Source organism: Ralstonia sp. SET104 (genome assembly GCF_003851545.1).
Taxonomy (GTDB): Bacteria; Pseudomonadota; Gammaproteobacteria; order Burkholderiales; family Burkholderiaceae; genus Ralstonia.
The window spans coordinates 21,285-44,277 of sequence record NZ_BHVX01000017.1; the positions used below are offsets into that span (position 1 = coordinate 21,285).

Below are 22,993 nucleotides of genomic sequence, written 5' to 3' on the forward strand. Positions count from 1 at the left end.
TTACGCGGATTCGGGTGCGGGCCTCTGGCGGCGCCCGCGCTTGGGTGCCGCAGCACCCCCTGCCAGCGCCTGCCCGTGATACCCCAGGCGCAGCGACAGCGTTCGCCCCGCCTCGCGCAGCAGCCGCGAGGCAGGCCCCTCCAGGCTGGAATCGAACACGCTGGACAGCCCCAGCGCCGTAATCGCGCCTGCCAGCCTGCCCTGCGCATCCAGCACCGGCACGGCCACGGAGTCGATGCCGTGCACCAGTGTCCCGCCGATGCGCGCCACGCCTTCCTGGCGGACCGCCTGCCAGCGCGCGCGGCAGTTCAGCCAGTCGGTCAGGCCGGCCTTGCCGGCGCCGGGGCCGCGCAGTTCGCGGTCGATGAGCGAGACGATCTGGATTTCGGGCATCCACGCAGCGCACGCCTGACCCGTGGCCGAATTCAGCAGCGGCATGACCGAGCCCACCCGCACATTCACAGCCACCGGCCGACCACCGTCTTCCCAGCGCACGATGACCGGACCGCGCGTTGTCCAGATCGACAGGAACACGCTCTCGTTCAGCCGCTCGGCCAGCTTGGGCAGCAGGTTGCTGCCTTCGCGCACAAAGTCCACATCGGACAACGCCGACAGCCCCACCTGCAGCGCCTGCGCGCCCAGCCGATAGCGGGCGGAGGCGGGATCCTGCTCCACAAAGCCCATGCGTTCCAGCGACACGAGGTAGCGGTGCACTTTCGCGCGCGGCATGCCGAGCTGCCGGCCCAATTCGGAGACGGCGTGCGCGCCACCCGCGTGCGCCATCGCCGAAAGCACGGTCAGCGCGATCTCGGCGGATTGGATGCCGGCGCTCGTGCGTTCGGGGGTGGTGTCTTCCGCGCTCAGTTGGGCAGGCGGTTCGTCCGGCGGCAGGCTGTCGTCGATGGGCATCTTGAAGTCTCGGGTGTCGCTTTATAAGATACGCGTTACGCAAAAAGATACAACCGGCGCGGCGGCCTTGCGCGCTGGAAAAGACACTGGACACCGAGAACCCGGAGACGCCATGAAGCTGTCGATCTTTTCCGTGCAGGACCACTATCCCGACCGGCCCCGCAGTCTGCCGCAACTCTACGCAGACGTCATCGCTCAGGCCCGCCACGCAGAGGCGCTCGGCTACGACACCTTTTGGGTCGCCGAGCATCACTTTCATGAATACGGCGCCGTACCCAATCCGGCGGTCTTTCTCTCGCACCTGGCTGCACAGACACAGCGGCTGCGGCTGGGCACGGCCATTTCGATCCTGACTTTCCACCACCCGGCCACCGTGGCCGAGAACTACGCGATGGTCGATGCGCTCTCGGGCGGGCGGCTTTCGCTTGGCGTGGGCTCTGGCTATCTCAAGCACGAGTTCGAGGGCTACGACGTTGACCCCGCCCTCAAGCGCGAGCGCTTTGACGAAGCGCTGATGCTGGTCGAACGTTTGCTTTCCGGTGAACGCGTGCATTACGAAGGCCGGTTCCACGCGTTGCGCGACGTGCGCCTGAACGTGCAGCCGGTGCAGGCCCGGGTGCCAATCCACGTGGCGATCCTGCGGCGCGAGGCGGCGTATCACATCGGCCGGCAGGGGCGTCGCATGCTGTTCGTGCCGTATGCCTCGGTGGAGCGCTTTGACGACATCCGCACACTGATGGACGACTACCGGCGCGGCTTGGCAGAAGCGGGCATTGCCGACACGCGCGGCATGGCGGCCGTCGCGCTGCACACGCATGTGGGCCCGACCGAAGCCGCCGTGCGTGCAACTGCTGCTGCGCCGTTCGACCTGTACGTCGCCACGCGGCTCTATGCGCGCCGGCAAACGTACGACGATGTGCTGGCCAGCGGCCTGTCGTTGTTCGGTACACCCGACGCGGTGGCCGAGAAGCTCGCGCGGCTGTCCGACATGGGCGTCGATCACGTGATGGCGCTACATAACTTCGGGTTGATGCCGCAAGCGGCCGTGCTCGAATCGATGCGCGCGCTGACCGAAGATGCGTTGCCGCGGGCCGGTATCACCGCGCTCGCCGCCTGAATTCTGGCGAAGCTGGGTCGCCCCGCATCGCCAAACCGCCGCAAAACCGCTACGCTCTTTGCCAAACCACGGGAGGAAACCCCCCATGCAGCGACGTGCTGGCGTACTGGTTGGTCTGGCTTTGCTGTCTTCCGCCGCGCTGGCGGATATTCGCATCGGGGTCACGGTGTCGGCCACCGGGCCGCAGGCCTCGCTGGGGCAGCCCGAGAAGAACGCCACCACGCTGTGGCCGCGCGAGATCGGTGGCGAGCGGGTCGATGTGATCGTGCTGGACGATGCGTCCGACACCACGCGCGCTGTCACCAACACGCGCAAGCTGATGAGCGAGTCCAACGTGGATGTCATCGTCGGCTCTTCCACCACGCCAAATACGCTGGCGATGATCGACGCGGCGGCCGAGGGCAAGACGCCGGTGATCTCGCTGGCCTCATCCGCCCGGCTGATAGAGCCGATGGATGCGCGGCGCCGCTGGATCTTCAAGACGCCGCATTCGGACTCGCACATGGCGTCGCTCATTGCCGAGCACGCAGCAGCGCACGGCGTGAAGACCATCGCCTACATCGGCTTTGCCAACGCGCTGGGCGAGGCCTTCCTGGCGGAGGTGCAGCGATTTGCCGACCTCAAGCACATTCGCATTACCGATACCGAACGTTTTTCGCCTACCGACAACAGCGTGACCGCGCAGGTGCTGCGCCTGCTGGCCAACAAGCCCGACGCGGTGGTGGTTGGGGGCTCCGGCACGCCTGCGGCGCTGCCAGCCCGCGCGCTGGCCGAGCGCGGCTATATCGGCAAGATCTATTTCAACCACGGCGTTTCCAACAACGATTTCGTCAAGCTGTGCGGCAAGGATTGCGAAGGCGCTTACGTGCCGACCGGCCCTGTGATGGTCGCTGCCGAACTGCCCGACACCAACCCAGCAAAGAAACAGGCGCTGGATTTCGCGCGGCGCTACGAGGCGGCCTTCGGCAAGGGCAGCGTGTCGATTTTCGCGGCCTATACGGGTGACATTGGCCTGCTGTTGCAGCGCGCGGCGCCGGTGGCGCTCAAGCGTGCCAGGCCCGGCACACCAGCCTTTCGGGAAGCCTTGCGTGATGCACTGGAGCAGGTGCGCGACCTGCCCACCAGCACCGGCGTGGTCAGCATGAGCCCGCAAGACCACGTGGGGCTGGACCAGCGCGCCCGTGTGATGGCGCAGATCCGCCGGAGCCAATGGCACTTGGCCGATACCGCGAAGTGACCGTGGGGCACATCCTGCGTTGCACGCCCGATCTCATCCGCTATGCTTGACCCATAACCTCAGACGCCATGACCTCGCTCGCCCCCCGCTTTGCCCGCTACCAGGCGCTGACGCTCGTGCAGCACGGCCCCATCCTCGAAATCGTGATGGGGGCGGCGCAGTCGGCCAATCGCAAGCTGTCCACTGCCGATGCCGGCCTGCACCGTGAACTGGCGGAGATCTGGCGCGATGTGTCCGCCGAGCCCTCGGTGCGCGTCGCACTCATCCGCGGCGAGGGCAAGGGCTTCTCGGCTGGCGGTGATCTGCACCTCGTCGAACAGATGGCTGAAGACTTCGACGTGCGCACGCGCGTCTGGCACGAGGCGCGCGACCTCGTCTACAACGTCATCAACTGCGACAAGCCCATCGTCAGCGCCATGCACGGCCCGGCCGTGGGCGCGGGGCTGGTGGCCGGATTGCTGGCCGATATTTCCATCGCCGCCAAGGATGCACGCATCGTCGACGGCCACACGCGCCTGGGTGTGGCGGCAGGCGACCACGCGGCGATTGTCTGGCCGCTGCTGTGCGGCATGGCTCGCGCCAAGTACTACCTGCTGCTGTGCGAATCCATGACCGGGGAAGAAGCCGAGCGCATCGGCCTGGTCTCGCTGGCGGTGCCGGAATCGGAGCTCGTCAACCGCGCGTTCGAGGTTGCCGAGCGTCTGGCAGCCGGTTCGCAAACGGCCATCCGCTGGACCAAGTACGCGCTGAATAACTGGCTGCGCCTGGCGGGCCCGAGTTTTGATACATCGCTGGCGCTGGAATTCGTGGGCTTTGCCGGCCCGGATGTGCGCGAAGGCATTGCGAGCCTGCGCCAGAAGCGTCCGCCCACGTTCAACGGCACCTGATTGCAGACACGCGAGCGCGCCCGACCCAAGACCGATTTGTAGGAGACACCATGTTTACCCAGATGCCCAATTTTGCCGAAGGCGGTTTTGATTTTCTGCGCAAGCTGTGGGGCGGCGGCTTTGCGGGGATGGCCGGCGGTGCCCTGCCCAATGTGGCCAGTTTTGCCGCGCCGCCGATGGACCTCGAGGAAATCGACAAGCGCATTCACGACCTGCGCGCCGTGGAGAGTTGGCTGCAACTGAACGCCAGCCTGCTGCGCACCGCCATCCAGGGCCTGGAAGTGCAGCGCGCGACGCTGGTGGCCTTGCAGACCTTCGGCTCCGCGCTGACGCCGGATGCCATGAAGTCCGCGTTTGATGGCCTGACACCGGCCGCCTCCAAGCCTGACGAAGGATCCAAGCCTGCCTGGCCGCACACTGCCGCCGAACCGCCGCCCGAAGACGAAGCCGAAGCAGCAGAAGATACCGACGACGACCAAGCCGAAGCCCGCGCCGAGAACGCTCAGGCGCAGGCCGCTGCGCAGGCCCAGGCAGCCGCACGCGCCGCCGCCGCCGCACTGGACCCTGCGCCTTGGTGGAACATGCTGCAGCAGCAGTTCAACCAGATCGCCAGTTCCGCTGCCGCTGCCATGCCGATGCCGCAGAACCTGATGCCGGGTTTCCCGAGCGGGTTCCCAGGGTTTGGTGGCGCGCCGGGTGCAGAAGGGCTGGATGCCGCGCCGGAAGACATTGAAGAAAAGACGGCACCGGCCAAACCGAAGCGCGCTGCCGCCAAGCCGGCACCGAAGCCGGCCGCCAAGGCATCAGCAGGCAGCACGGCCAAGCCGGCCACCAAGAAGGCGGCTGCCAAAAAAGCGCCGGCGAAGTCAGCGCCGCGCAAGCCCGCCAACGACACGCCTTGATCGATGTCGACAGACTGTACGGCGCTATTGATGATGGGCGGCGGCGCGCGTGCCGCCTATCAGGTGGGTGTGCTGCGCGGCATCGCACGGTTGGCGCGCGACTATGCGCCGGATGTGGCACGTACGCCGTTCGACGTTATCTGCGGCACCTCGGCGGGGGCGATCAACAGTTTGGGTCTGGCCCGCGGCGCACAGGATTTCACGCTTGCCACCGAGGCGCTCACGCAGCTTTGGGGCGGCCTGCATGCCGATCGCGTCTATCGCACGGACGTCGGCCGCGTGGGTTCCAGCGGCGCGCGCTGGCTGACCGCACTGGCGTTCGGCTGGATGACCGGCCACACACCGCGCGCACTGTTCGACAACACGCCGCTGCGCGAACTGCTGGAATCTCAGCACGATGGCCAGCAGGTGCAGGCCGCCTTCGATGCGGGCGCGTTGCGCGCGCTCGCCATCACGGCGCTGTCGTACACCACCGGGCGCCACGTCACGTTTTATCAGTCGCCGCACCTCGTGCTGCCGTGGCGGCGTTCGCAGCGGATTGCGGTGTCGGACGAGATCGGCGTGTCGCACATGCTGGCGTCGTCGAGCATCCCGTTCGTGTTTCCGGCCGAGCCGGTACAGCTTGAAGGCAACGACGAATGGTTCGGCGACGGCACGATGCGCCAGATGTCGCCATTGAGCCCGGCCATTCATCTGGGCGCGAATCGCATTCTGGTGGTCGGTGCTGCATCGCGCTCGCAGCCGGGCTGGTACGACACGGTGCCGGCATCGGGCTATCCGTCACTTGCGCAGATTGCCGGGCAGGCGCTGGCGAGTATCTTTCTTGACGGGCTCTCGGCGGATATTGAGCGGCTGCAGCACGTCAACGCCATGGTGGCCCGCAACCCCGAGATTGCCGACGCGCGCGATGGCTGGCGCAAGATCGAAGTGCTGGTGATGGCGCCGTCCGAGCGCATCGAACTGATGGCCTCGCGCCACGTGCAGCGCCTGCCGGGCACTGTGCGGGCGTTGCTCAAGCCCTTGGGCGGTACCGAAGCACGCGGCGCGGCATTCGCGAGCTACCTGCTGTTTGAACCCGAGTTCACGCAGGAGTTGATCGACCTGGGCGAGCGCGATGTACAAGCCCGCCGCGATGAGCTGGCCGCGTTCCTGTACGGCGTGATTCCGGACACGATGCGCGCTGCGTAATCAGCGCGACGATTGTGTCGAAGGTTCAGCCAGCAGTGCATCAATGCGCTTGATGAGTGTCGGGTCGTTCGGCTCGATGCTGCTCGGGAACACCGCTGCCACACGGCCGGTGCGGTCCAGCAGGTATTTATGGAAGTTCCACTTGGGCGGCTGGCCCGTCTGCGTCGCCAGCCACGAATACAGTGGTGACGCACCCGCGCCCACCACCGCCGTCTTCGAGAACATTGGGAATTTCACGCCGTACGTGTTGTAGCAAAAGTCGGCGATCTGCTTGCTGTTGCCGGGCTCCTGCTGAAAGTCGTTGGACGGAAAACCGAGCACGGTCAGGCCCTTGTCACGGTACTTCGCGTACAGCGCTTCCAGCCCTTCGTATTGATGCGTGTAGCCGCAATAGCTGGCGGTGTTGACCACCAGCACGACGCGCCCGGCGTACTGGCAAAGGTCTTGCGGCGCATCATCCTGCAGGCGCTTGACGCGAAAATTCAGGCTGGCGGGGCAAGTGCCCGTTACAGCCGGCATGTGTGCAGTGGGCGCGGCAGCGTGGCCTGTGCGTGGCAGCAGCAACGCGATGATGGCAATGGCAATCGCAATAGCGATCATCAGCAAATGGTGCCGACGCAGAACGCCCGACGCGTGCAACTGCAGACGCGAGCGACGCGTGAAAACGATGGCAGAAAACGACATGGCGAATCTCCAAAAGCGGGCACTCAGCTGGCGAGCCGAGGTTTGTCTTCAGTCTAGGGTATAACGCTGCGGGGCCGCGCCCTGCGAAATGTGCGGCATGCATTGCACGCGATTCGCCGCACGGTTTGCAGCGCTTCCTATACTGAAGACTTCGCCGGGCGGCGGGCCCGATCCCACACAAAAGACGGCGGCCAGCGTGCCGACGATCACATCGCGGCGTACCGCGAGACAACGCGCAGACAACGCGCACCAGCATTGCGCACGAGGGGGTCGCCAAGCCACGTTGCAGTTGTGGCACCGGCAGGCCTGTTGTCACGAGGAAACGGGCAGACACGGAACTTTGTCGCGGCAACCATGAAAAACCGGGGCCGGTCAAGCATGTCTGCTAGAATCCGCCTGCAAATTCAAAGGCTTACCATGCTCTATCCCGAATTGTTCAAGTCGTTGGAAGCGGTCCGCTGGAATATGGAAAAGGATATTCCGTGGGACACGTTCGATGCGTCGCTACTGACCGACGCGCAAGCGCAGACCATCAAGATGAATGCCATCACCGAGTGGTCCGCCCTGCCGGCCACCGAGATGTTCCTGCGTGACAATCGCCACGACTCCGATTTTTCGGCGTTCATGAGCGTGTGGTTCTTTGAAGAGCAGAAGCACTCGCTGGTGCTGATGGAATATCTGCGCCGCTTCCGCCCGGACCTCGTGCCGACAGAAGAAGAGCTGCACAACGTGCGCTTCGAGTTCGATCCGGCCCCGCCGCTGGAAACGCTGATGCTGCACTTCTGCGGCGAAATCCGCCTGAACCACTGGTACCGCCGCGCCTCCGAATGGCACACCGAGCCGGTCATCAAGGCGATCTACAAGCACCTGTCGCAGGACGAAGCCCGCCACGGCGGCGCCTATCTGCGCTACATGAAGAAGTACCTGGGCACGTTTGGCGACAACGCCCGCAGCGCATTCGCCAAGATCGGCGTGCTGATGGCTTCGGCCCGCCGCACCGAAAAGCCGCTGCACCCGACCAACCTGCACGTGAACAAGGCGCTGTTCCCGCAAGACACGGTGCAGTCGCGCTTGCCGAACCCGGATTGGCTGGAGCACTGGCTGGACGAGCAGATCAAGTTCGACGCCGGCTGGGAAAAGAAGGTCATCGAGCGCATCCTGCACAACATGGGTCTGCTGTTCGAGCGCACTTTTGAAACCGTGCAAGACCTGAACCGCTACCGCAAGGAACTCAACGCTCGTCTGCTCGGCTCGGCCGAACAAGCTGCCTGATCCTTGCCACTGGCAGTGAGCGGCCCATCGATTCGATGGGCCGTTTTGTTTTCCACTCCGATTTCGTTTCCGCCATGACCGCTCGCCAGCCCGCGCCCGCCTTTGAACAGAAGATCTGCGACTCCGCCGATGTGCAAGCCCGCGTGCGTGCCTTGCCGCGTCCGCTGGTGTTTACCAACGGCGTGTTCGACATCCTGCATCGCGGTCACGCGACATACCTGGCGCAGGCGCGTGCCTTGGGGGCTTCACTTGTGGTGGGTGTGAACACCGATGCGTCGGTGCGCATGCTGGGCAAGGGCGACGATCGCCCACTCAACACGCAGGACGATCGCTTGGCCGTTCTGGCCGCGCTTGAAGCGGTGAGTCTGGTGGTGCTGTTTGCCGAGCGCACGCCGGTCGAGCTGATCCAACGCGTGCGCCCCGACATCTACGTCAAGGGCGGCGACTACGACATCGATGCGCTCGAAGAAACGCGCGTCGTACGCGGCTGGGGCGGCACAGCGCTGGCGATTCCATTCGAGCACGACCGCTCGACGACGGCGCTGCTCAAGCGCGTGCGCGCGACGTCCTGATCCTGCGTGGTTAGCGTGCTGCCGTGACCGCCGCGCAAGCGTGCAGGTCTTCGGCGCCGAGTGTCTTCTTGAGGGCGGCCAATTGTGTCGCAACGCCCGAGGCCGCATCGGCGGTGGCAGTCACACGCAGCGTCGTCTGCGAGCCGAGCCGGCGCGTTTGCGTTACCACGGCGGTGCGCACGTCCTTGGCGCGCAGTTCGTCCAGAAGCTGCTGCGCACGCTCCTTGTCGCGGAACAGGCCCAGCGACACCACAAACGTATTACCTTCCTGCACGATGGCCGAGTCGGCCACGTTGCGGCGCTTGAGCTCGGCTACCTTGCGCTCGGCATCGTCGCGCGTGTCGCGGGCCGGCATGTGGACCCACCAGCGGTTGTCTTCCTGGCGCGTGACGCGCTCAACCTGCACGCCGGCCAGTTGCTTGATCTGGTCGAGGCCGCGTGTGGCCTGCGCTTCGGTCAGGCCGCCGAGTTCGGTGCAACTGCCTTTGTTGGCGATTGTGTCGGCGGCGCTCAGGGCCGTGCGTTCGACGCTGGCCTGCGCGCCGGATGCAGCACGGGCTGATTCCGGTGCCGATCCTGGCGCTGGTCTGGGTACGGCCGGCGATGATGCCGGCGCCGGTTCGAGTATGCGGATCTCTTCGGTGCGGATTTGGCGGCGCATGCGATCCGGCTCGCGCTCGCTCTCGAACCAGGCCTTCGACACCTCTGGCCCAAACACGCCAGTATTGGCCGCGAGCAGAACGCCGTTGACGAGCAGCAGAAGCAGCAGGGCGAGACGAAGCGTCATGGTGCGAACGGACGTGGATTCGGACGGTGGCTCGGAATGCAGGAACACGGCGACAGCAACAACGGTAGAACGTAAGACGGAAGCAACCCGGTCGACTGCGTTTAGGCCAGCGTCGCGGCGCCGTTCCGGTGCGCGCGCGCCAGCACCTGCAGGCCGAGCAGCACGAGATTATCGTGCATCTGGAACGGCATGCGCAGATGCGGCCCGAGCGCCGCGCGCGCCCCGCCGCTCAGCACGCAGCGTGCCGGGCCGGGATGTTGCTTCTGCAGCGCCATCCACGTTTGCGCAATCGCGCCCGCCTGGGCGATGACGCAGCCCAGCGCGATGGCATCCTGCGTGTTGTCGGCCCAAGGCGGCGCGACTACATCATCTGCGCTCAGGTGGCTGGCATCCACTTCGGGCAACTGCGCCGTGTTGCGTGACAGCGAACGCATCATCAGCGTGAGGCCGGGCAGGATCAGGCCGCCGGCAAACAACCCGTCGGGCGTGACGATGTCGAGTGTGGTGGCGGTGCCTGCCGTCACCAGCAGCAGCGCGGTGTCGGGCCACAGATGGTGCGCGCCGACCGCGCCGACCCACCGGTCGGTGCCCAACTGCGTGGGGTCGCGATATCCATTGCGCAGGCCGGCGGTGGCATCTTCCGATGCCGCAATGCATACGCGCGCGCCGTCGAATACGCGGGCGATGCGTGCGGTGAGCGCATCGCGCAGTGCCGGGCCGGCCACCGCGCTGATCCACACCTCGGGCGGGGCGACGCCGCGAGCGTGGCAATCGCGCCAATCTTCCACCAGCTCCGCCAATCGATCATGCGCTCGCGCGCCGGCGTGCTGCCACGATGTGCCGCCCGGCTCTTCGGGCAGGGCGAGTTCGGCATCGGCGCCACCGGCGATCCACGCCCATTTGATGCGTGTGTTACCGGCGTCGATCAGCAACAACGGGCGGGCGGGGGCCGCGTGCGCGGGGGAGGCCTTCAGGCGCGTCATGGTTGCTCCGCGTCTGCACTGCGCAGCGAAACCTCACCGCTGTGGATCCACTGCACCCGTCCGCCCGATTCGATCGCCAGGCGGCCTTGTGCGTCGATGCCGTGCGCCACGCCTTCGAGCACCACGGTGCCGTCTTGCCACAGGCGCACGCGTTCGCCGGCAAAGGCGTCGCGGGCGGCAAACGGTGCGACGAAGGGCGCCAGGCCCTGTGTGCCGAAGCGCTGCAGGTGTTCCCCCAGCGACGTGAGCAGCGCTGAGAACACGGCGTTCGGCTCCGGCGCATCCACCAGTTCTTCCACGCCCGACAGGCTGCGGCCCAAGGTGGTCTCCAGCTCATGCGGTCGTTCCAGATTCAGGCCGATGCCGATGACAGCCCAGGTTCGGCCGGGCGCGGTCCGCACGGTCTCGACCAGGATGCCGGCCAGCTTGCGCCCCGCAATCTGCACATCGTTGGGCCATTTGAGGCTGAGGGCGTGCGCGCTGCCGCCACGGGCTTGTGCGTATCCGGCCACGGCATCGGCCACGGCCACACCGACGGCCAGACTCAGGCCGCCGAGCAGTACTGGTTCGCCAGCAAAGGCACAGGCGATCGAGAAGGTGAGGCCGTGGTCGCCGCTCCATGGGCGACCCCGGCGGCCGCGTCCGGCGGTCTGGTGCTGGGCGGCCAGTACGCGTGCGCCCAGCAGGGGCGCGGCGTCAGGCCAGGCGGGAGTCGGCGCGTTGTCAGGCCAGGCGGCATTGCGCACGGCGGCCATCAGATCGGCGTTGGTGGAGCCGGTGGCCTCGACCACATCGACGGGCCAGCCGGCAGCCGGGCCGCTGGGCTGGATGCGCTCGCGCGCCAGGCGCCAGCGCGCGGAGGGTTCGGCAAAAGACATAAAAGCGGGCGATCAGGTTCGCGCTAAGAATGCGCGCATTGTACGAGCGGGGCGGCAAACAGGGGCCCAGCGCTTGTTTCAAGCGGCCTAAAAGGGGCGCGGGCCTCACAGTGTGGCAGTGTTTGGCGGCGCGTTGGCTACAATTCGACCGATATCCGGCATCACCGCTTACGGAGAACCGTTTGATCACCTGCCGTACACCGCAGCTTGAGGTGCGCGTTGTCGATGGACGCTCCGTCGCCTTTCTCTCCGGCGACTGGACCACGCTTGCCCTGGCCGAACGCGCTGGCGTGCGCGGCGCGCGCCAGCAGATTCGTGCGGGGCTGGACAATGCCAACGCGTGGTGCCTGACCGAAGTCGGCCGCATCGACCACTTTGGCGCCCAACTGCTCTGGCGCGCCTGGGGCAATCAATGGCCCGAGCACCTCGACGCCCGCCCCGACCAGCGCCGCATGATCGACCGCGTTGCCAGGCTCGACCCCGGCGGCTGGAAGCAGCACCTGGCGCCGCGCATCAACCCGGTGGCGATCCTGGGCGAAGGCATGCTCGATTTCTTCGACCACGCCCGCAACGGCATCGCCATGGTCGGCCAACTCGTGTTTGATTTCGGCAGGTTCCTGCGTGCGCCGCATCGCGGCCCGTGGCGTGAGATTTCCGCCAACATCTACAGCACGGGTTACAAGGCGCTCGGCATCACGGCGCTGGTGGGCTTTCTGATTGGCATTGTGTTGAGCTATCTGTCGGCCAACCAGTTACGCGTGTTCGGGGCCAGCATCTTCATCGTCAACATTTTGGGGATGGCCATCATCCGCGAGCTGGGGCCGGTGCTGGCGGCCATCCTGGTAGCTGGGCGATCGGGCTCGGCCATCACCGCACAGATCGGGGTGATGCGGGTGACGGAAGAACTCGATGCGATGCGCGTGATGGGTATCTCGCACGGTTTCCGGCTGATCCTGCCCAAGGTGATTGCGCTCGCAATCGCCATGCCGCTGCTGGTGGCCTGGACGGATCTGCTCGCTCTGGGTGGCGGCATTCTGGCGGCCAAGTTTCAACTCGACATCAGCCCGACGTATTTCATCACCTCGCTGCCCGATGCGGTGCCGGTGGCCAATCTGTGGCTCGGTATCGGCAAGGGCGTGGTGTTTGGCATGCTGATTGCGCTGGTGGCGTGCCACTTCGGCTTGCGCATCCAGCCCAACACCCAGAGCCTGGGCGAAGGCACGACCACTTCGGTGGTGGTGGCAATCACGATCGTGATCCTGGCTGACGCGGTGTTCGCCATCCTCTTCAAGGACGTCGGAATATGACGCGGCCCCGTCATCCGCATTTCGAGCACGCCGGGGCGCCGTCGGAGGCGATCACGCCCGCGCGCGAACGCGTGATCGAAGTGCGCAACGTCACCAAGCGCTACGGCAAGGTGACGGTGCTCGACAGCATCGATCTGGATGTGTTTCGCGGCGAGGTGCTTTCCATCGTCGGTGGCTCGGGCAGCGGCAAGACCACGCTGCTGCGCCAGGTGGTCGGGCTGGAGAAGCCGACCTCGGGCACGATTCACATCTTTGGCGAAGAGCTGACCTGCCAGGTTGGCAACGATCTGCAGTCGATGCGCAACCGCTGGGGCATGCAGTTCCAGCACGGCGCGCTGTTCTCGGCGCTCTCCGTGATCGACAACGTGGCCTTGCCGATGCGCGAGTTGCGTACGCTGCCCGATGCGTTTGTCCAGCGGGTGGCGATGCTCAAGCTGCAGATGGTCGGGCTCAAGTCCACCGATGCCGACAAGATGCCGTCGGACCTGTCTGGCGGCATGATCAAGCGCGTGGCGCTGGCGCGCGCGTTGTCGCTGGAGCCGGAGCTTGTGTTCCTTGATGAGCCAACCGCCGGGCTGGACCCGCGCGCCTCGGACGATTACGTCGCGCTCATCCGCGAGTTGCGCCAGGAGCTGGGCTTGACCGTGGTGATGGTGACGCACGATCTGGACACCCTGGTGGCGCTGTCCGACCGCATTGCCGTGCTGGCAGATCGCAAGGTCGTGGCGGCCAAGCCGCTGGAGCAGATCATTCAGATCGATCATCCGTTCATCAAGGAGTACTTCCTGGGTGAGCGGGGCAAACGGGCCCTGATGGCTCTGGGCCCGCAGATGATCGAGGCAGTGGCGGCCGCCACGCTTGCAGTGCAGGAGGATTGATGGAAAACAAAGCCCACGCATTCCTGGCCGGGCTGTTCACGATCGGGCTGGTGATCTTCATCGGGCTGGCGGTGATGTGGTTCAACCGCGACCAGACCGTGCGCGTGCCGTACGAGGTGGTCACGCTTTCGACCGTCAACGGGCTGAACCCGCAGGCCGCCGTGAAATACCGCGGCCTGGACGTCGGCAAGGTCGACAGCATCCGCTTTGACGACAAGGTGCCGGGGCAGATCGTGGTGCGCGTGCTTGTCGATAAGGACGCGCCCATCACCACCACCACATATGGCCGGCTCGCTTATCAAGGCGTGACGGGCCTCGCCTACGTGCAGCTCGACGATCGCGGCTTCGATCAGGCCAGCGGCGGCAGCAAGCGCGTGCCGAACCCCATGCACCTGGCCACGTCGGACAAGAACCCCGCGCGCATCCGTATGGAAGCCGGCTTCCTTGACGAGCTGGACAAGCGCGGCGACCAGATGCTCTCCAAGCTGGATCAGACGTTGAATTCGCTGTCGATCATGTTTGACGACGAACACCGCCTGCAGATCACGGCGTCGCTGCAATCGTTCCAGAAGACGATGGACGCTTACAGCACGCTCGCGCAGCAGGCCGAGCCGACCATGCGCCGCCTGCCCCAAATTGCCGACAACCTTGATTCCACGCTGGTGGCCACGCGCAACCTGACGCAATCGCTGGCTGATCCGAAGGGGCCGCTGATGGGCACGCTGGCCGGCGCCGGGACGGACCTGACCGCGGCCACGCAGTCGATGCAATCCGCCGCCAATGTGCTGACTTACGAAACGCTGCCACAGCTCAACGGCTTCGCACGCGAAGCCCGCCAGGCTGTTCGTGGCTTCGATCACGCCGTGACCGATTTCAACGCCCGGCCGCAGAGCGTGCTGTTTGGCCCCGCACCCGGTGTGCCCGGCCCCGGTGAGACCGGCTTCACCGCGCCCGCAGCCCGCCAGCCTTGAGGAGATTCCATGCCGATGTTGTCTGCTGTGTTCGAACGTGCGCCTGCGCTGTTTGCGGTGGCGGTGCTGTCGCTCTTGGCGGCTTGCTCCAGCGCCCCTGTCGCGCCGACTGCCCTGTACGATTTTGGGCTCGCCCCGGCCGCCACCGCCGGCGCCCGCCTGCCGACTGCCTTGCGCGTGGCCGACGTGGCCGGCCCCGGCTGGATGGACGGCAACGCCATCTACTACCGTCTCGCCTATGCGCAAAGCCAGCGCACCGATGCGTATGCCAATAGCCGCTGGGTGGAATCGCCCGTGAATCTGTTCGATGCACGCCTGCGCAACGCGGCGGCCGCGCGCGGCCACGTCGTCGGCTACCCCACGCCCGATGTGCCCAGCCTGCGCGTTGAACTGGTCGATTTCTCGCAGGTGTTCGACCGGCCCGAAGCCAGCCGCGGCGTGGTGCGGCTGCGGGCGACGGTGTCACTCGCGCGCGGCGTGATCGATCAGCGCGTGGTGCAGGCGGATGCGCCCGCACCCAGCCCTGATGCGGCAGGGGGTGTGGCGGCACTGACGCGGGCGTCGGACCAGGCCATCGGGGAGGTGCTCGACTGGGTGGCGGGCTTGCCACTGGGGGCTTCGGGGGCATCGGCAACCCCAGCAACCCCAGCAACCCCAGGCGCCGCATTTGGCACGCGCCGGCGCTAATCCATCGACCGGATGGAGGAACCATCCGTGGCGCGCGGCATCGGACGCTATCATGGGCGGCTTCTTCCGAGCACGTCCGCTCCTCCTTTTAGATTGCTGCTCCTTCCGGTGACGGACTTCCACTCGCAACCCGCCGCACTCACCGCGCATCGCCACTCGCCGCTTGCACGCGCCGGGCTCGGGTGGTTTGTGCTGCTGGTCATCTACGCAAGCCTGTACCCGTTTGCGGGCTGGACGGACACCGGTGTGTCGCCATTTGCCTTCCTGACGGCGCCGCTGCCGCGTTACAACACCGGCTTCGACATACTCACCAACGTGTGGGGCTACATGCCGCTGGGCATGCTGACGGTACTGGCGCTGCATCCGCGCATCACGGGCTGGCGGGCGGTGCTCGTCGCGCTGCTGGCCGGGCTGCTGCTATCGGGCGCCATGGAGGCGATCCAGACCTATCTGCCCACGCGCGTCTCCTCCAACGTCGATCTGGCGACCAACACGCTGGGCGCGTTGCTGGGCGGCGTCCTCATGGTGCCGTTTGCTGCGCGGCTGATTGATCGAGGCGGGCTGCGTCGCCTGCGCCGCCGCTGGTTCGAGCCACATGCCACCTTTGCAATTCTGTTGCTGCTGGTGTGGCCGTTTGCGCAGATTTTTCCGCAGGAATTCCTTTTCAGCATGGGCGGGGTGATCCGCAGCATCCTGCTCGATCCGTCGCCGGATGCGTTTGTGGTCAACCTCGTCAGCGGCTGGTTTCCCGAGTTGTTCGACTGGCACGACAAGCTGACGGCACACCCGGAAGCTCTGCAGCGCCAGGAATTGCTGGAAGCGCTCATCACCGCCTGCAGTTGGATCGGCACGGGGCTGCTGGCCACCGTGGCCATGCGCCGTGGCGCGCCCGTGCTGCGCCTGCTGGTGGCATTGCTGGCAGGCGCGCTGCTGGTGAAGGCGGGGGCGACGGTGTTGCAGTTTCCGCTGGGCGGCGCGTGGGATTGGCTGTCGTCCGGCGCGCGCTTCGGGTTGGTCGTCGGCTCGCTGGTGCTGGTGCTGCTGGTGCGCCTGCCGCGCTGGCTGCGCGGCGCGCTGGCGATGACGCTGCTGATCGCGCTGATCATCCTGTCCAACGTGCTGCCGCCGAGCCCGTATTCGTGGGTGTCGGCGCAGAGCTGGCGGCTGGGGCGCTTCGTCCATTTCAACAGCCTGTCGCAGTGGATCGGCTGGCTGTGGCCGTTTCTGGGCCTCGGCTACCTCGCCTGGCGTGCCGAGCAGACGCAACTGCAACGACGCGCCGGACGTCAGGCCCGCTGAGCCTGCGCGACCGGTGAAACGCCCGGCGGCGAGGCTGCCCGTCGCACAACCAGTAACGCCAGGAGCGCCGCGCCATACACCGCTGCCATGGCGACAAAGCCCGCCCGCCAACCGAACAGTCCCGTGGAAACCGCCGCCACGCTCAGACCAATAAGCGCGCCACCCTTGGCTGCGCTGCTGCACAACCCCAGCACAAAGCCCTGTCGATCTTGCGGGCTGACCTCTGCGACCAGGCTGTTGAGCACTGGCAGCAGCCCACCCAGGCAAAGTCCCCACGCCAGCCGCGCGGCAATGAAGCCCACCTCCCCCTGCGCATAGCCTTGCCACAGCGCAATGAGCCCACATGCGGCGGTCAAGGCGCAGATGCGGCCCAGCGTCGACTGCGTCGATAGCCCGGAGAGGCGCTTCGCCCACCAGCGCGCCGACAGCGCCAGCGTGGCCGCCGTAGCGCTGTAAGCAAGGCCTGCCAGCATGACCGAACCATGCAATGTCTCGGTGACGTACGGTGCAAGAAAGCCCTGCGGCATGATGCGCGCTGCCTGCACTGCCACTGTGCCAAGCAGCAGGCCGATGACCAGTCCGCCCAGCGGCGTACCGGCAACCGCTTTGGTGGACGAGCGCGGCGCCGCTGATGCGGGGCGGGGCGCCGGTTTGATCGACGGCAAGAACAGCATTGCCAGTGGAATGCACGCCAGGATGACGACCGCGCCTGCGGTGTTGGTCAGCCGGAAGCCCATCGAGCTGACCAGCCACGCCCCGATGGGCGGTGCCATGAGGCTGCCGCACGCAGTCACGGTTTGCAGATCGGCAAAAACGCGACGGCGTGCGTCGGCCGGCGCCACGCGCATCGCATAGATCTGCGCGGCCGCCAGGAAGCCTGCCAGCCCACCCTGCACCGTGCGCGCCAGCAGTACGCTGGCCGCCGAATCGGCATAGGCCGTCCACAACTGCGACGCTGCCAGCGCGACCAGCGCCCGCAGGATCATCGGCTTAGCGCCAGTGCGGTCGGCCAGACGGCCCCACCAGGGCGCCGTCAGCAGCGTGGCAGCCATGGGCGCAAAGTACGCCGCGCTGGCAACCCACGCAAACGGCACGTGCGGGATGGGCGTCAGATCACGCAGGAACAGTGGCCAGAACGGCCCCGTCATTTCCATCGCACCCATCGATAGCGCCTGGATGACGAGCAGCCAGCGGATTGCCCCGCGCCACGCGTGCGCGCTTGTTGCGCCGGTCATGCCGGCACCGTCGCTAACGGGTTGGGCAACGTGGCGTGCATGTCGTCGGATTGATCGCGCAAGCGCATGCGAACGAAGGTCTTGAAGGTCCACGGCGCTTCGAGGAGCATGTTGCGCTCGTGCGCCCATGCATCGGTATCCAGCGCAGTCCGCTGCTGTTCGAACACGTCGTGCATGGCGTCGCGCCACTGGCGCCGGCCTGTCACGCTGTCGTCTTCGGGAAATAGCGCGAGCGCGAGTTCGCCGATGTGACACAGCAGGAAGGCATGGATCAGTTTCTTGCGCGGGATGTCGCGGTCGGGATACGTCGTGTGCCCGGCGCGGAACGGCTCGATGGAGAAGCCCTGTGCTTGCAGCGCCGGCAACGCGATCTTCACGTCGCCAAAGTCGCGCACCACCAGCCGTTGCGGCATGCCGGCCGCGTCGATGACGACGAAGGTGTTCTGCTGATGTGCCTCCAGTGCAATGCCGTAGCGCAGGTACAGCCCGACGACGGCCGGAATCGCCACGCGCAGGTAAGCGTCGAAGAAGCGGGCGGCGCGTTCGGGCCGGGAGCCGCCGCCCTGGCGCGCAAGCACTGTGTCAAGCAGCATAGGCGCGCCCGCCTGCGTCATGTCGGCAGTGAAGTCCGGCGTGAATAGCGCGCCGACGGGCAACAACCGCGCGTTGTTGGCAATGCGCGTGGTCGGGCTGTCGCGCACGATCATCGAGAGGTGGCGGGCGCGTTCGTCGTCGGTGCCGGCCAGATACATGCCATGGCGCTCGGGCACAATGGACAGCACGTTGGCCAGCGCCGCGTCGGAGGCGAGGATGCCCTCCAGCAGCGCGCTCACACGCGGTCCCATCACAGCGGACTTGGGCGATACGGTGCGTTCCACGCTGGTCAGCCGCATGCTCACGGGCAATTTGAGCATCGGGCCGCCTGGAGCGTCCGTAGCGGCTACGGTGCGGAACGACATGGTCGGCTGCGCGGTGATGGTGATCCCGGGCAGGATGATCAATTCCCCAGCGGCAAATTCGGCGGCGAAGGTCGTGCCGAGTGTCGCTTCGCGCTGCCATGGGTGCACCGGCAGCGGCAGCCACGCCTCGGGGGCGAGCTGGCGTGCCAGCAATGCCTTGCGGAACGCGGCCATCGCTTCGGGAAAGGTCGCAGCAAACCAGGCCGCATAGGGCTGTGCGCCATTGATCGTCGTGACCTGCAGACGGTGCGCGGCCACGGCCGCCAGACCGATCGGCACGTCGGCCTCAAATTCCGGTGATAGCGTAATCACCTGCGCTGGTGTGAGTCCCAACCGCGTCTTGTAGGCCGGATGCCACGGGTGGCCGCCCGTGCCCCATTGCTCGGTGCGGGCCAGGGCGTGCGGCGTGCCGTCGCCCACCAGGTGAGCCAATGCGTCTTGCGATGCTGCTGCGCGGTGCTCGGTGGCGAGGCGCTCGCCCCACGCAAGCCGATACGCTTGGCACAGCATGTCGTTGTCCTGGCTGTTATCGAGTTCCGCTGACAAGCGCGCGATGGCGGCCAGATGCTGACCACTGTCGTCGCGCGTGTGCAGGATTGGCGTGAGCCAATGGAGCAGGGCGGAGGGGCGCTCAACTGGCCTGGGCGGTTCGTCATGCGCGAGCACGGTGACGTCACCCGTCAGCGTCCAACTGCCCAGCGCACCTGGTTGCAAGCTGGTGAAACGCAACAGCACCCGCTGTTGCCAAATCGGCAGCAGCGTCACATCGGGGCGGGTGTCGGCAATCAACTGGCCGGGGTCGAGCAGCGCTTCGCGAAACAGCGCCTGCAGCAGGCGCGATAGCACGCGGCGGCGTGCCATCTGCCGCGCGGCAGACCAATGGTTGGCATCGACACCGGCTTCGGCCAGCGCAAGAATCGCGTCGATCGACAGGGTGCCGGCCGTGGCGGCAAGGGACGCGTTGGCGGATGTTTCTACGGCGGAATCAGCTTGACGTTGCACGAGGGCTCCTACAGGGCATGGGCATGTGCAGGCGAGCGGGGGCTCGACCTTGCAGCACAGGGATCTGATGTAGGGGCCGCTGATGCGTCGGCACGCAGGCGGACAATGCAGCACACTTGGGTCGCGGGCCGCAGAGGACAGGGTAATTGTTGTCGGTATGTGAGCGCAGAAGCACCAGTCAATCAGACTGAACGCCCCGCCGCACCACGATTTGGTGCGCTGCAGTGTAAATGAGAATTCGTCTCATTTGCAACAAAATGGCCTCAGAGTGTGAGCGCAGTGCAAACAGCCACCGCGTACTGCAGCGTCACGCGCCCGACACGAATTCTTTCTACCTTAGCCCCTGATTGCTGACGGGCGCCGCTTGCATTGGCCTGTCACAGGAGGCCATCCATGTGTAGGCGCCACGCTGCCAGTCGACTGCCGTTTCACGCCGCCATTCTCCTCGTGGCGATGTTCGTGCTTGCGCTGAACGGCTGCAATGCGGCTGATCCGCATGTGCCTGCAGTGGTGCGGGCGCCGGCTTCTCCGTTATCTCCATCTCCATCCTCGCCGTCTTCTACCCAGGCCGCTGCTGTGCAGAACGGTCTGGCGCCACCCGTGATGCATACCGTCGACTGACCCTGTTTCCGTCAGTCCGGTGCTGCCCCGTGTTGTTCCCCCCCCAACCCCCCAAAGCACAAACACAGACAGGTAGAGAACATGACCTCCAAGAGCCGCCGTGGTTTTCTCCGTTCCACCGTTCAGATGGCTGCTGCATCTGCAGCCATGGGCGCGGTGCCCGAAGGCATTCGTCAGGCGCTGGCGATTCCCGCCCATAACGCGCATCGCAATATCGAGGACGTGCAGCACATCGTGATCCTCATGCAGGAAAATCGCTCGTTCGACCACTACTTCGGCACGCTCAAGGGCGTGCGCGGGTACGGTGATACGCGCACTGTCACGCTGCCCACCGGCAAGAGCGTGTGGCATCAGCCGGTTGCAGCGGGCGCAGGCGAAGTGCTGCCGTTTCGCCCGAGCGCGCCGGACCTCGGCATGCAGTTCCTGCAAGACCTGCCGCACGGCTGGAACGACACGCACGCCGCCGTCAACGGCGGCCGCTACGATGGCTGGGTCCCGCACAAGGGCACCACGACGATGGCGTATCTCACGCGTCAGGACATTCCGTTCCACTACGCGCTGGCCGATGCCTTTACCATCTGCGACGCCTACCACTGCTCCACGCCCACCTCGACCGACCCGAACCGCTACTACATGTGGACGGGCTATGTCGGCAACGACAACGTCGGTGGCGGCCCCGTGATCGATAACGCCGAAGCCGGTTACGGCTGGTCGACGTATCCCGAGGTGCTCGAGGCGGCTGGCATCTCGTGGAAGATCTATCAGGACATCGGCACGGGTCTCGATGCGAATGGCTCCTGGGGCTGGACGAGCGATGCCTACATCGGCAACTACGGCGACAACGCGCTGCTGTACTTCAAGCAGTATCAGAACGCGCAGCCCGGCACCCCGCTGTACGACAAGGCGCGCACCGGCACCAACGTATCAGCCGGCGACGGCTACTTCGACATCCTGAAGCGCGATGTGCAGAACGGCACGCTGCCGCAGGTGTCGTGGATCGCCGCGCCGGAGGCGTTCTCCGAGCACCCGAACTGGCCAGCCAACTATGGCGCTTGGTACATCGACCAGGTCCTGCAGATTCTGACCTCCAACCCGGAGGTGTGGAGCAAGACCGCCGTGTTCGTCACCTACGACGAGAACGACGGCTTCTTCGATCACCTTGTGCCGCCGTTCGCATCGTCGGGCAGCAATGGGCTGTCGACGGTCGACACCACGGGCGAATACTTCCCGGGCAACAGCACCTACGGCGCCGGCAGCTACGGCCTGGGCCAGCGCGTGCCGATGCTGGTGGTGTCGCCGTGGTCCAAGGGCGGTTTCGTGTGCTCGGAAACGTTCGATCACACATCAATCATCCGCTTCATCGAGCAGCGTTTTAAGCGCACGCACAACGTCAAGTCGCCGAACATCTCGAAGTGGCGTCGCGCGGTGTGCGGCGATCTGACATCGGCGTTCAACTTCGCCACGCCCAACGAGGTCGTGCCCACGCTGCCGAGCACCACAGCCTACGTGCCGAAGGACAAACTGCGTCACGCCAGCTACGTGCCGCTGCCGCCGCTGGTGCAGGCGGTGCCGAAGCAAGAGAGCGGTATGCGTCCGTCGCGTGCGCTGCCGTACGAACTGTTCGTGCGTGGCCGTCAGGACGAAGCCGCCGGCAAGTTCGAGCTCGATTTCGTGAACACCGGAGACCTGGGCGCCGCCTTCATCGTCTACACCGCAGGCAGCGCGGACGCACCGCGCACCTACACGGTGGAGGCGGGCAAGCGCCTGTCGGACAAGGTGAGCGTGAACGCCGGGGGCGCGTACGACTTCACGGTGCACGGCCCGAATGGCTTCCTGCGCCGCTTTGTCGGCAAGCTCACGTTGTCGGGCCTGCTGCGTCCGCACGGCCGCGCGTTGGAGGTGAAGGAAGGCTATGACGTTGCCAACGGCAACCTGCAGTTGCGCCTCATCAACCACGGCCGCGTGCCCACCGTCTTCACGATCAAGAGCGCCTACACGGGCGAGAGCGTTCAGCGTGAAGTGCGTGGCGGTGACGATGCCTCGGTGTACCTGGACCTGCGCGGCCAGCACGCCTGGTACGACCTGAGCGTCACGGCCAGTACCGATGCCGGTTTCGAGCGCCGCCTCGCCGGCCACGTTGAGACCGGTCGCGTCAGCGCGTCTGATCCGGCACTGAGCGCGTAAGTCGTACCCGAGCAAAAACGGCCCGCTGGCGTAGTCTGCCGGCGGGCCGTTTTCATGGCTCGACGCTCTGCGTCAGGGCTGCTTTGCTTTGTATACGCGCGCGCCTGATACAGCGCGAGTGCGCTCAACCCGACGATCCCCGCGATTGCCAGCACATCGGGCAGCGTTGGACTGGCGGATCCGATTGCCGGCTGCGTCTTGCAGCAGCTTGCAGAGACGCTGGCGGAAGACGGCATCCTCATTGAGCACGGCGCACTGAGCACTGGAGCGACCCTGTTCCCGTTGTTTCCCATGCTGGCCTCGGGTGCGCTCACGCCGGTCATTGACCGCGTATTTGCGCTGGACCCGATCGTAGATCCCCACCATTACCTGGAATCGAACCCGCAGTTCGGCAGGATCGTCGTTGCGGTGTGAAGCCAAGCGCCGTCACGCAA

At 66.0% G+C, this 22,993-nt stretch carries 21 protein-coding genes; 14 read left to right on the forward strand and 7 right to left on the reverse strand.

Annotated elements, in window-relative coordinates; all coding sequences use genetic code 11:
* The gene (locus PSUB009319_RS18965; RefSeq protein WP_124383750.1) at positions 1-909 is read right to left on the reverse strand and encodes an IclR family transcriptional regulator; all 909 of its coding nucleotides are present in this window, start codon (positions 907-909) and stop codon (positions 1-3) included.
* Positions 910-1,021: 112 nt separating this feature from the next.
* On the opposite strand from PSUB009319_RS18965, the gene PSUB009319_RS18970 reads away from it, so the two are divergent.
* From PSUB009319_RS18970 to PSUB009319_RS18990, 5 genes are all read left to right on the forward strand, one after another.
* The gene (locus PSUB009319_RS18970; RefSeq protein ID WP_124383751.1) at positions 1,022-2,026 is read left to right on the forward strand and encodes an LLM class flavin-dependent oxidoreductase; all 1,005 of its coding nucleotides are present in this window, start codon (positions 1,022-1,024) and stop codon (positions 2,024-2,026) included.
* Between the two features lie 85 nt (positions 2,027-2,111).
* Positions 2,112-3,263, forward strand: coding sequence for an ABC transporter substrate-binding protein (locus PSUB009319_RS18975; protein ID WP_124383752.1), 1,152 nt, complete (start codon positions 2,112-2,114; stop codon positions 3,261-3,263).
* A gap of 68 nt (positions 3,264-3,331) precedes the next feature.
* Positions 3,332-4,150, forward strand: coding sequence for an enoyl-CoA hydratase/isomerase family protein (locus PSUB009319_RS18980; RefSeq protein WP_124383753.1), 819 nt, complete (start codon positions 3,332-3,334; stop codon positions 4,148-4,150).
* Positions 4,151-4,200: 50 nt separating this feature from the next.
* Positions 4,201-5,052 carry a PhaM family polyhydroxyalkanoate granule multifunctional regulatory protein gene (locus PSUB009319_RS18985; RefSeq protein ID WP_124383754.1) on the forward strand — a complete coding sequence of 284 codons (852 nt, stop codon included), beginning with the start codon at positions 4,201-4,203 and terminating at the stop codon, positions 5,050-5,052.
* Positions 5,053-5,055: 3 nt separating this feature from the next.
* Positions 5,056-6,240, forward strand: coding sequence for a patatin-like phospholipase family protein (locus PSUB009319_RS18990; RefSeq protein ID WP_185453503.1), 1,185 nt, complete (start codon positions 5,056-5,058; stop codon positions 6,238-6,240).
* Here PSUB009319_RS18990 and PSUB009319_RS18995 read toward each other — a convergent pair whose 3' ends face one another.
* Complete coding sequence (locus PSUB009319_RS18995) at positions 6,241-6,924, reverse strand: glutathione peroxidase (protein ID WP_124383755.1); 684 nt, start codon at positions 6,922-6,924, stop codon at positions 6,241-6,243.
* Positions 6,925-7,341: 417 nt separating this feature from the next.
* Here PSUB009319_RS18995 and PSUB009319_RS19000 point away from each other — a divergent pair, with 417 nt between their 5' ends.
* Positions 7,342-8,196 (forward strand): ferritin-like domain-containing protein, encoded by an 855-nt coding sequence (locus PSUB009319_RS19000; RefSeq protein ID WP_374704215.1) that lies wholly within the window; start codon positions 7,342-7,344, stop codon positions 8,194-8,196.
* 74 nt (positions 8,197-8,270) lie between these two features.
* A complete protein-coding gene (gene rfaE2 / locus PSUB009319_RS19005) occupies positions 8,271-8,768 on the forward strand; it encodes a D-glycero-beta-D-manno-heptose 1-phosphate adenylyltransferase (protein WP_124383757.1) in 498 nt (165 codons plus the stop codon).
* Between the two features lie 10 nt (positions 8,769-8,778).
* Here rfaE2 and PSUB009319_RS19010 read toward each other — a convergent pair whose 3' ends face one another.
* From PSUB009319_RS19010 to PSUB009319_RS19020, 3 genes are all read right to left on the reverse strand, one after another.
* Complete coding sequence (locus PSUB009319_RS19010; protein ID WP_124383758.1) at positions 8,779-9,555, reverse strand: SPOR domain-containing protein; 777 nt, start codon at positions 9,553-9,555, stop codon at positions 8,779-8,781.
* A 101-nt stretch (positions 9,556-9,656) separates the two neighbouring features.
* Positions 9,657-10,538, reverse strand: coding sequence for a type III pantothenate kinase (locus PSUB009319_RS19015; protein ID WP_124383759.1), 882 nt, complete (start codon positions 10,536-10,538; stop codon positions 9,657-9,659).
* Positions 10,535-11,416, reverse strand: coding sequence for a biotin--[acetyl-CoA-carboxylase] ligase (locus tag PSUB009319_RS19020; protein ID WP_124383760.1), 882 nt, complete (start codon positions 11,414-11,416; stop codon positions 10,535-10,537). Before PSUB009319_RS19020 ends, PSUB009319_RS19015 begins: the two co-directional genes overlap by 4 nt.
* A gap of 182 nt (positions 11,417-11,598) precedes the next feature.
* On the opposite strand from PSUB009319_RS19020, the gene PSUB009319_RS19025 reads away from it, so the two are divergent.
* From PSUB009319_RS19025 to PSUB009319_RS19045, 5 genes are read left to right on the forward strand one after another with little or no spacing between them, the layout of a single operon-like run.
* Positions 11,599-12,723 (forward strand): ABC transporter permease, encoded by a 1,125-nt coding sequence (locus PSUB009319_RS19025; RefSeq protein ID WP_124383761.1) that lies wholly within the window; start codon positions 11,599-11,601, stop codon positions 12,721-12,723.
* Positions 12,720-13,601 (forward strand): ABC transporter ATP-binding protein, encoded by an 882-nt coding sequence (locus PSUB009319_RS19030; RefSeq protein ID WP_124383762.1) that lies wholly within the window; start codon positions 12,720-12,722, stop codon positions 13,599-13,601. The genes PSUB009319_RS19025 and PSUB009319_RS19030 overlap by 4 nt, the downstream gene beginning before the upstream one ends.
* Positions 13,601-14,572, forward strand: coding sequence for an MlaD family protein (locus tag PSUB009319_RS19035; RefSeq protein WP_124383763.1), 972 nt, complete (start codon positions 13,601-13,603; stop codon positions 14,570-14,572). The genes PSUB009319_RS19030 and PSUB009319_RS19035 overlap by 1 nt, the downstream gene beginning before the upstream one ends.
* Before the next feature lie 9 nt (positions 14,573-14,581).
* Entirely contained in the window at positions 14,582-15,259 is a 678-nt protein-coding gene (locus PSUB009319_RS19040; protein ID WP_124383764.1) for an ABC-type transport auxiliary lipoprotein family protein, read from the forward strand.
* Positions 15,260-15,271: 12 nt separating this feature from the next.
* On the forward strand, positions 15,272-16,558 hold the full coding sequence (locus PSUB009319_RS19045) for a VanZ family protein (protein ID WP_124383765.1): 1,287 nt from the start codon (positions 15,272-15,274) through the stop codon (positions 16,556-16,558).
* On the opposite strand, the gene PSUB009319_RS19050 is transcribed toward PSUB009319_RS19045, so the two are convergent.
* Both PSUB009319_RS19050 and PSUB009319_RS19055 read right to left on the reverse strand, forming a co-directional pair.
* Complete coding sequence (locus PSUB009319_RS19050) at positions 16,546-17,793, reverse strand: rhizoferrin export MFS transporter (RefSeq protein ID WP_124383766.1); 1,248 nt, start codon at positions 17,791-17,793, stop codon at positions 16,546-16,548. The genes PSUB009319_RS19045 and PSUB009319_RS19050 overlap by 13 nt on opposite strands.
* Positions 17,790-19,754, reverse strand: coding sequence for an NRPS-independent rhizoferrin synthetase (locus tag PSUB009319_RS19055; RefSeq protein WP_124383767.1), 1,965 nt, complete (start codon positions 19,752-19,754; stop codon positions 17,790-17,792). Before PSUB009319_RS19055 ends, PSUB009319_RS19050 begins: the two co-directional genes overlap by 4 nt.
* 702 nt (positions 19,755-20,456) lie before the next feature.
* Between PSUB009319_RS19055 and PSUB009319_RS19065 the strand changes: the two genes are divergently transcribed.
* Both PSUB009319_RS19065 and PSUB009319_RS19070 read left to right on the forward strand, forming a co-directional pair.
* Positions 20,457-22,559 (forward strand): phosphocholine-specific phospholipase C, encoded by a 2,103-nt coding sequence (locus PSUB009319_RS19065; protein WP_124383769.1) that lies wholly within the window; start codon positions 20,457-20,459, stop codon positions 22,557-22,559.
* A gap of 198 nt (positions 22,560-22,757) precedes the next feature.
* The gene (locus tag PSUB009319_RS19070; protein ID WP_260393051.1) at positions 22,758-22,973 is read left to right on the forward strand and encodes a zinc-binding dehydrogenase; all 216 of its coding nucleotides are present in this window, start codon (positions 22,758-22,760) and stop codon (positions 22,971-22,973) included.
* The last annotated feature ends 20 nt before the right edge of the window (positions 22,974-22,993 follow it).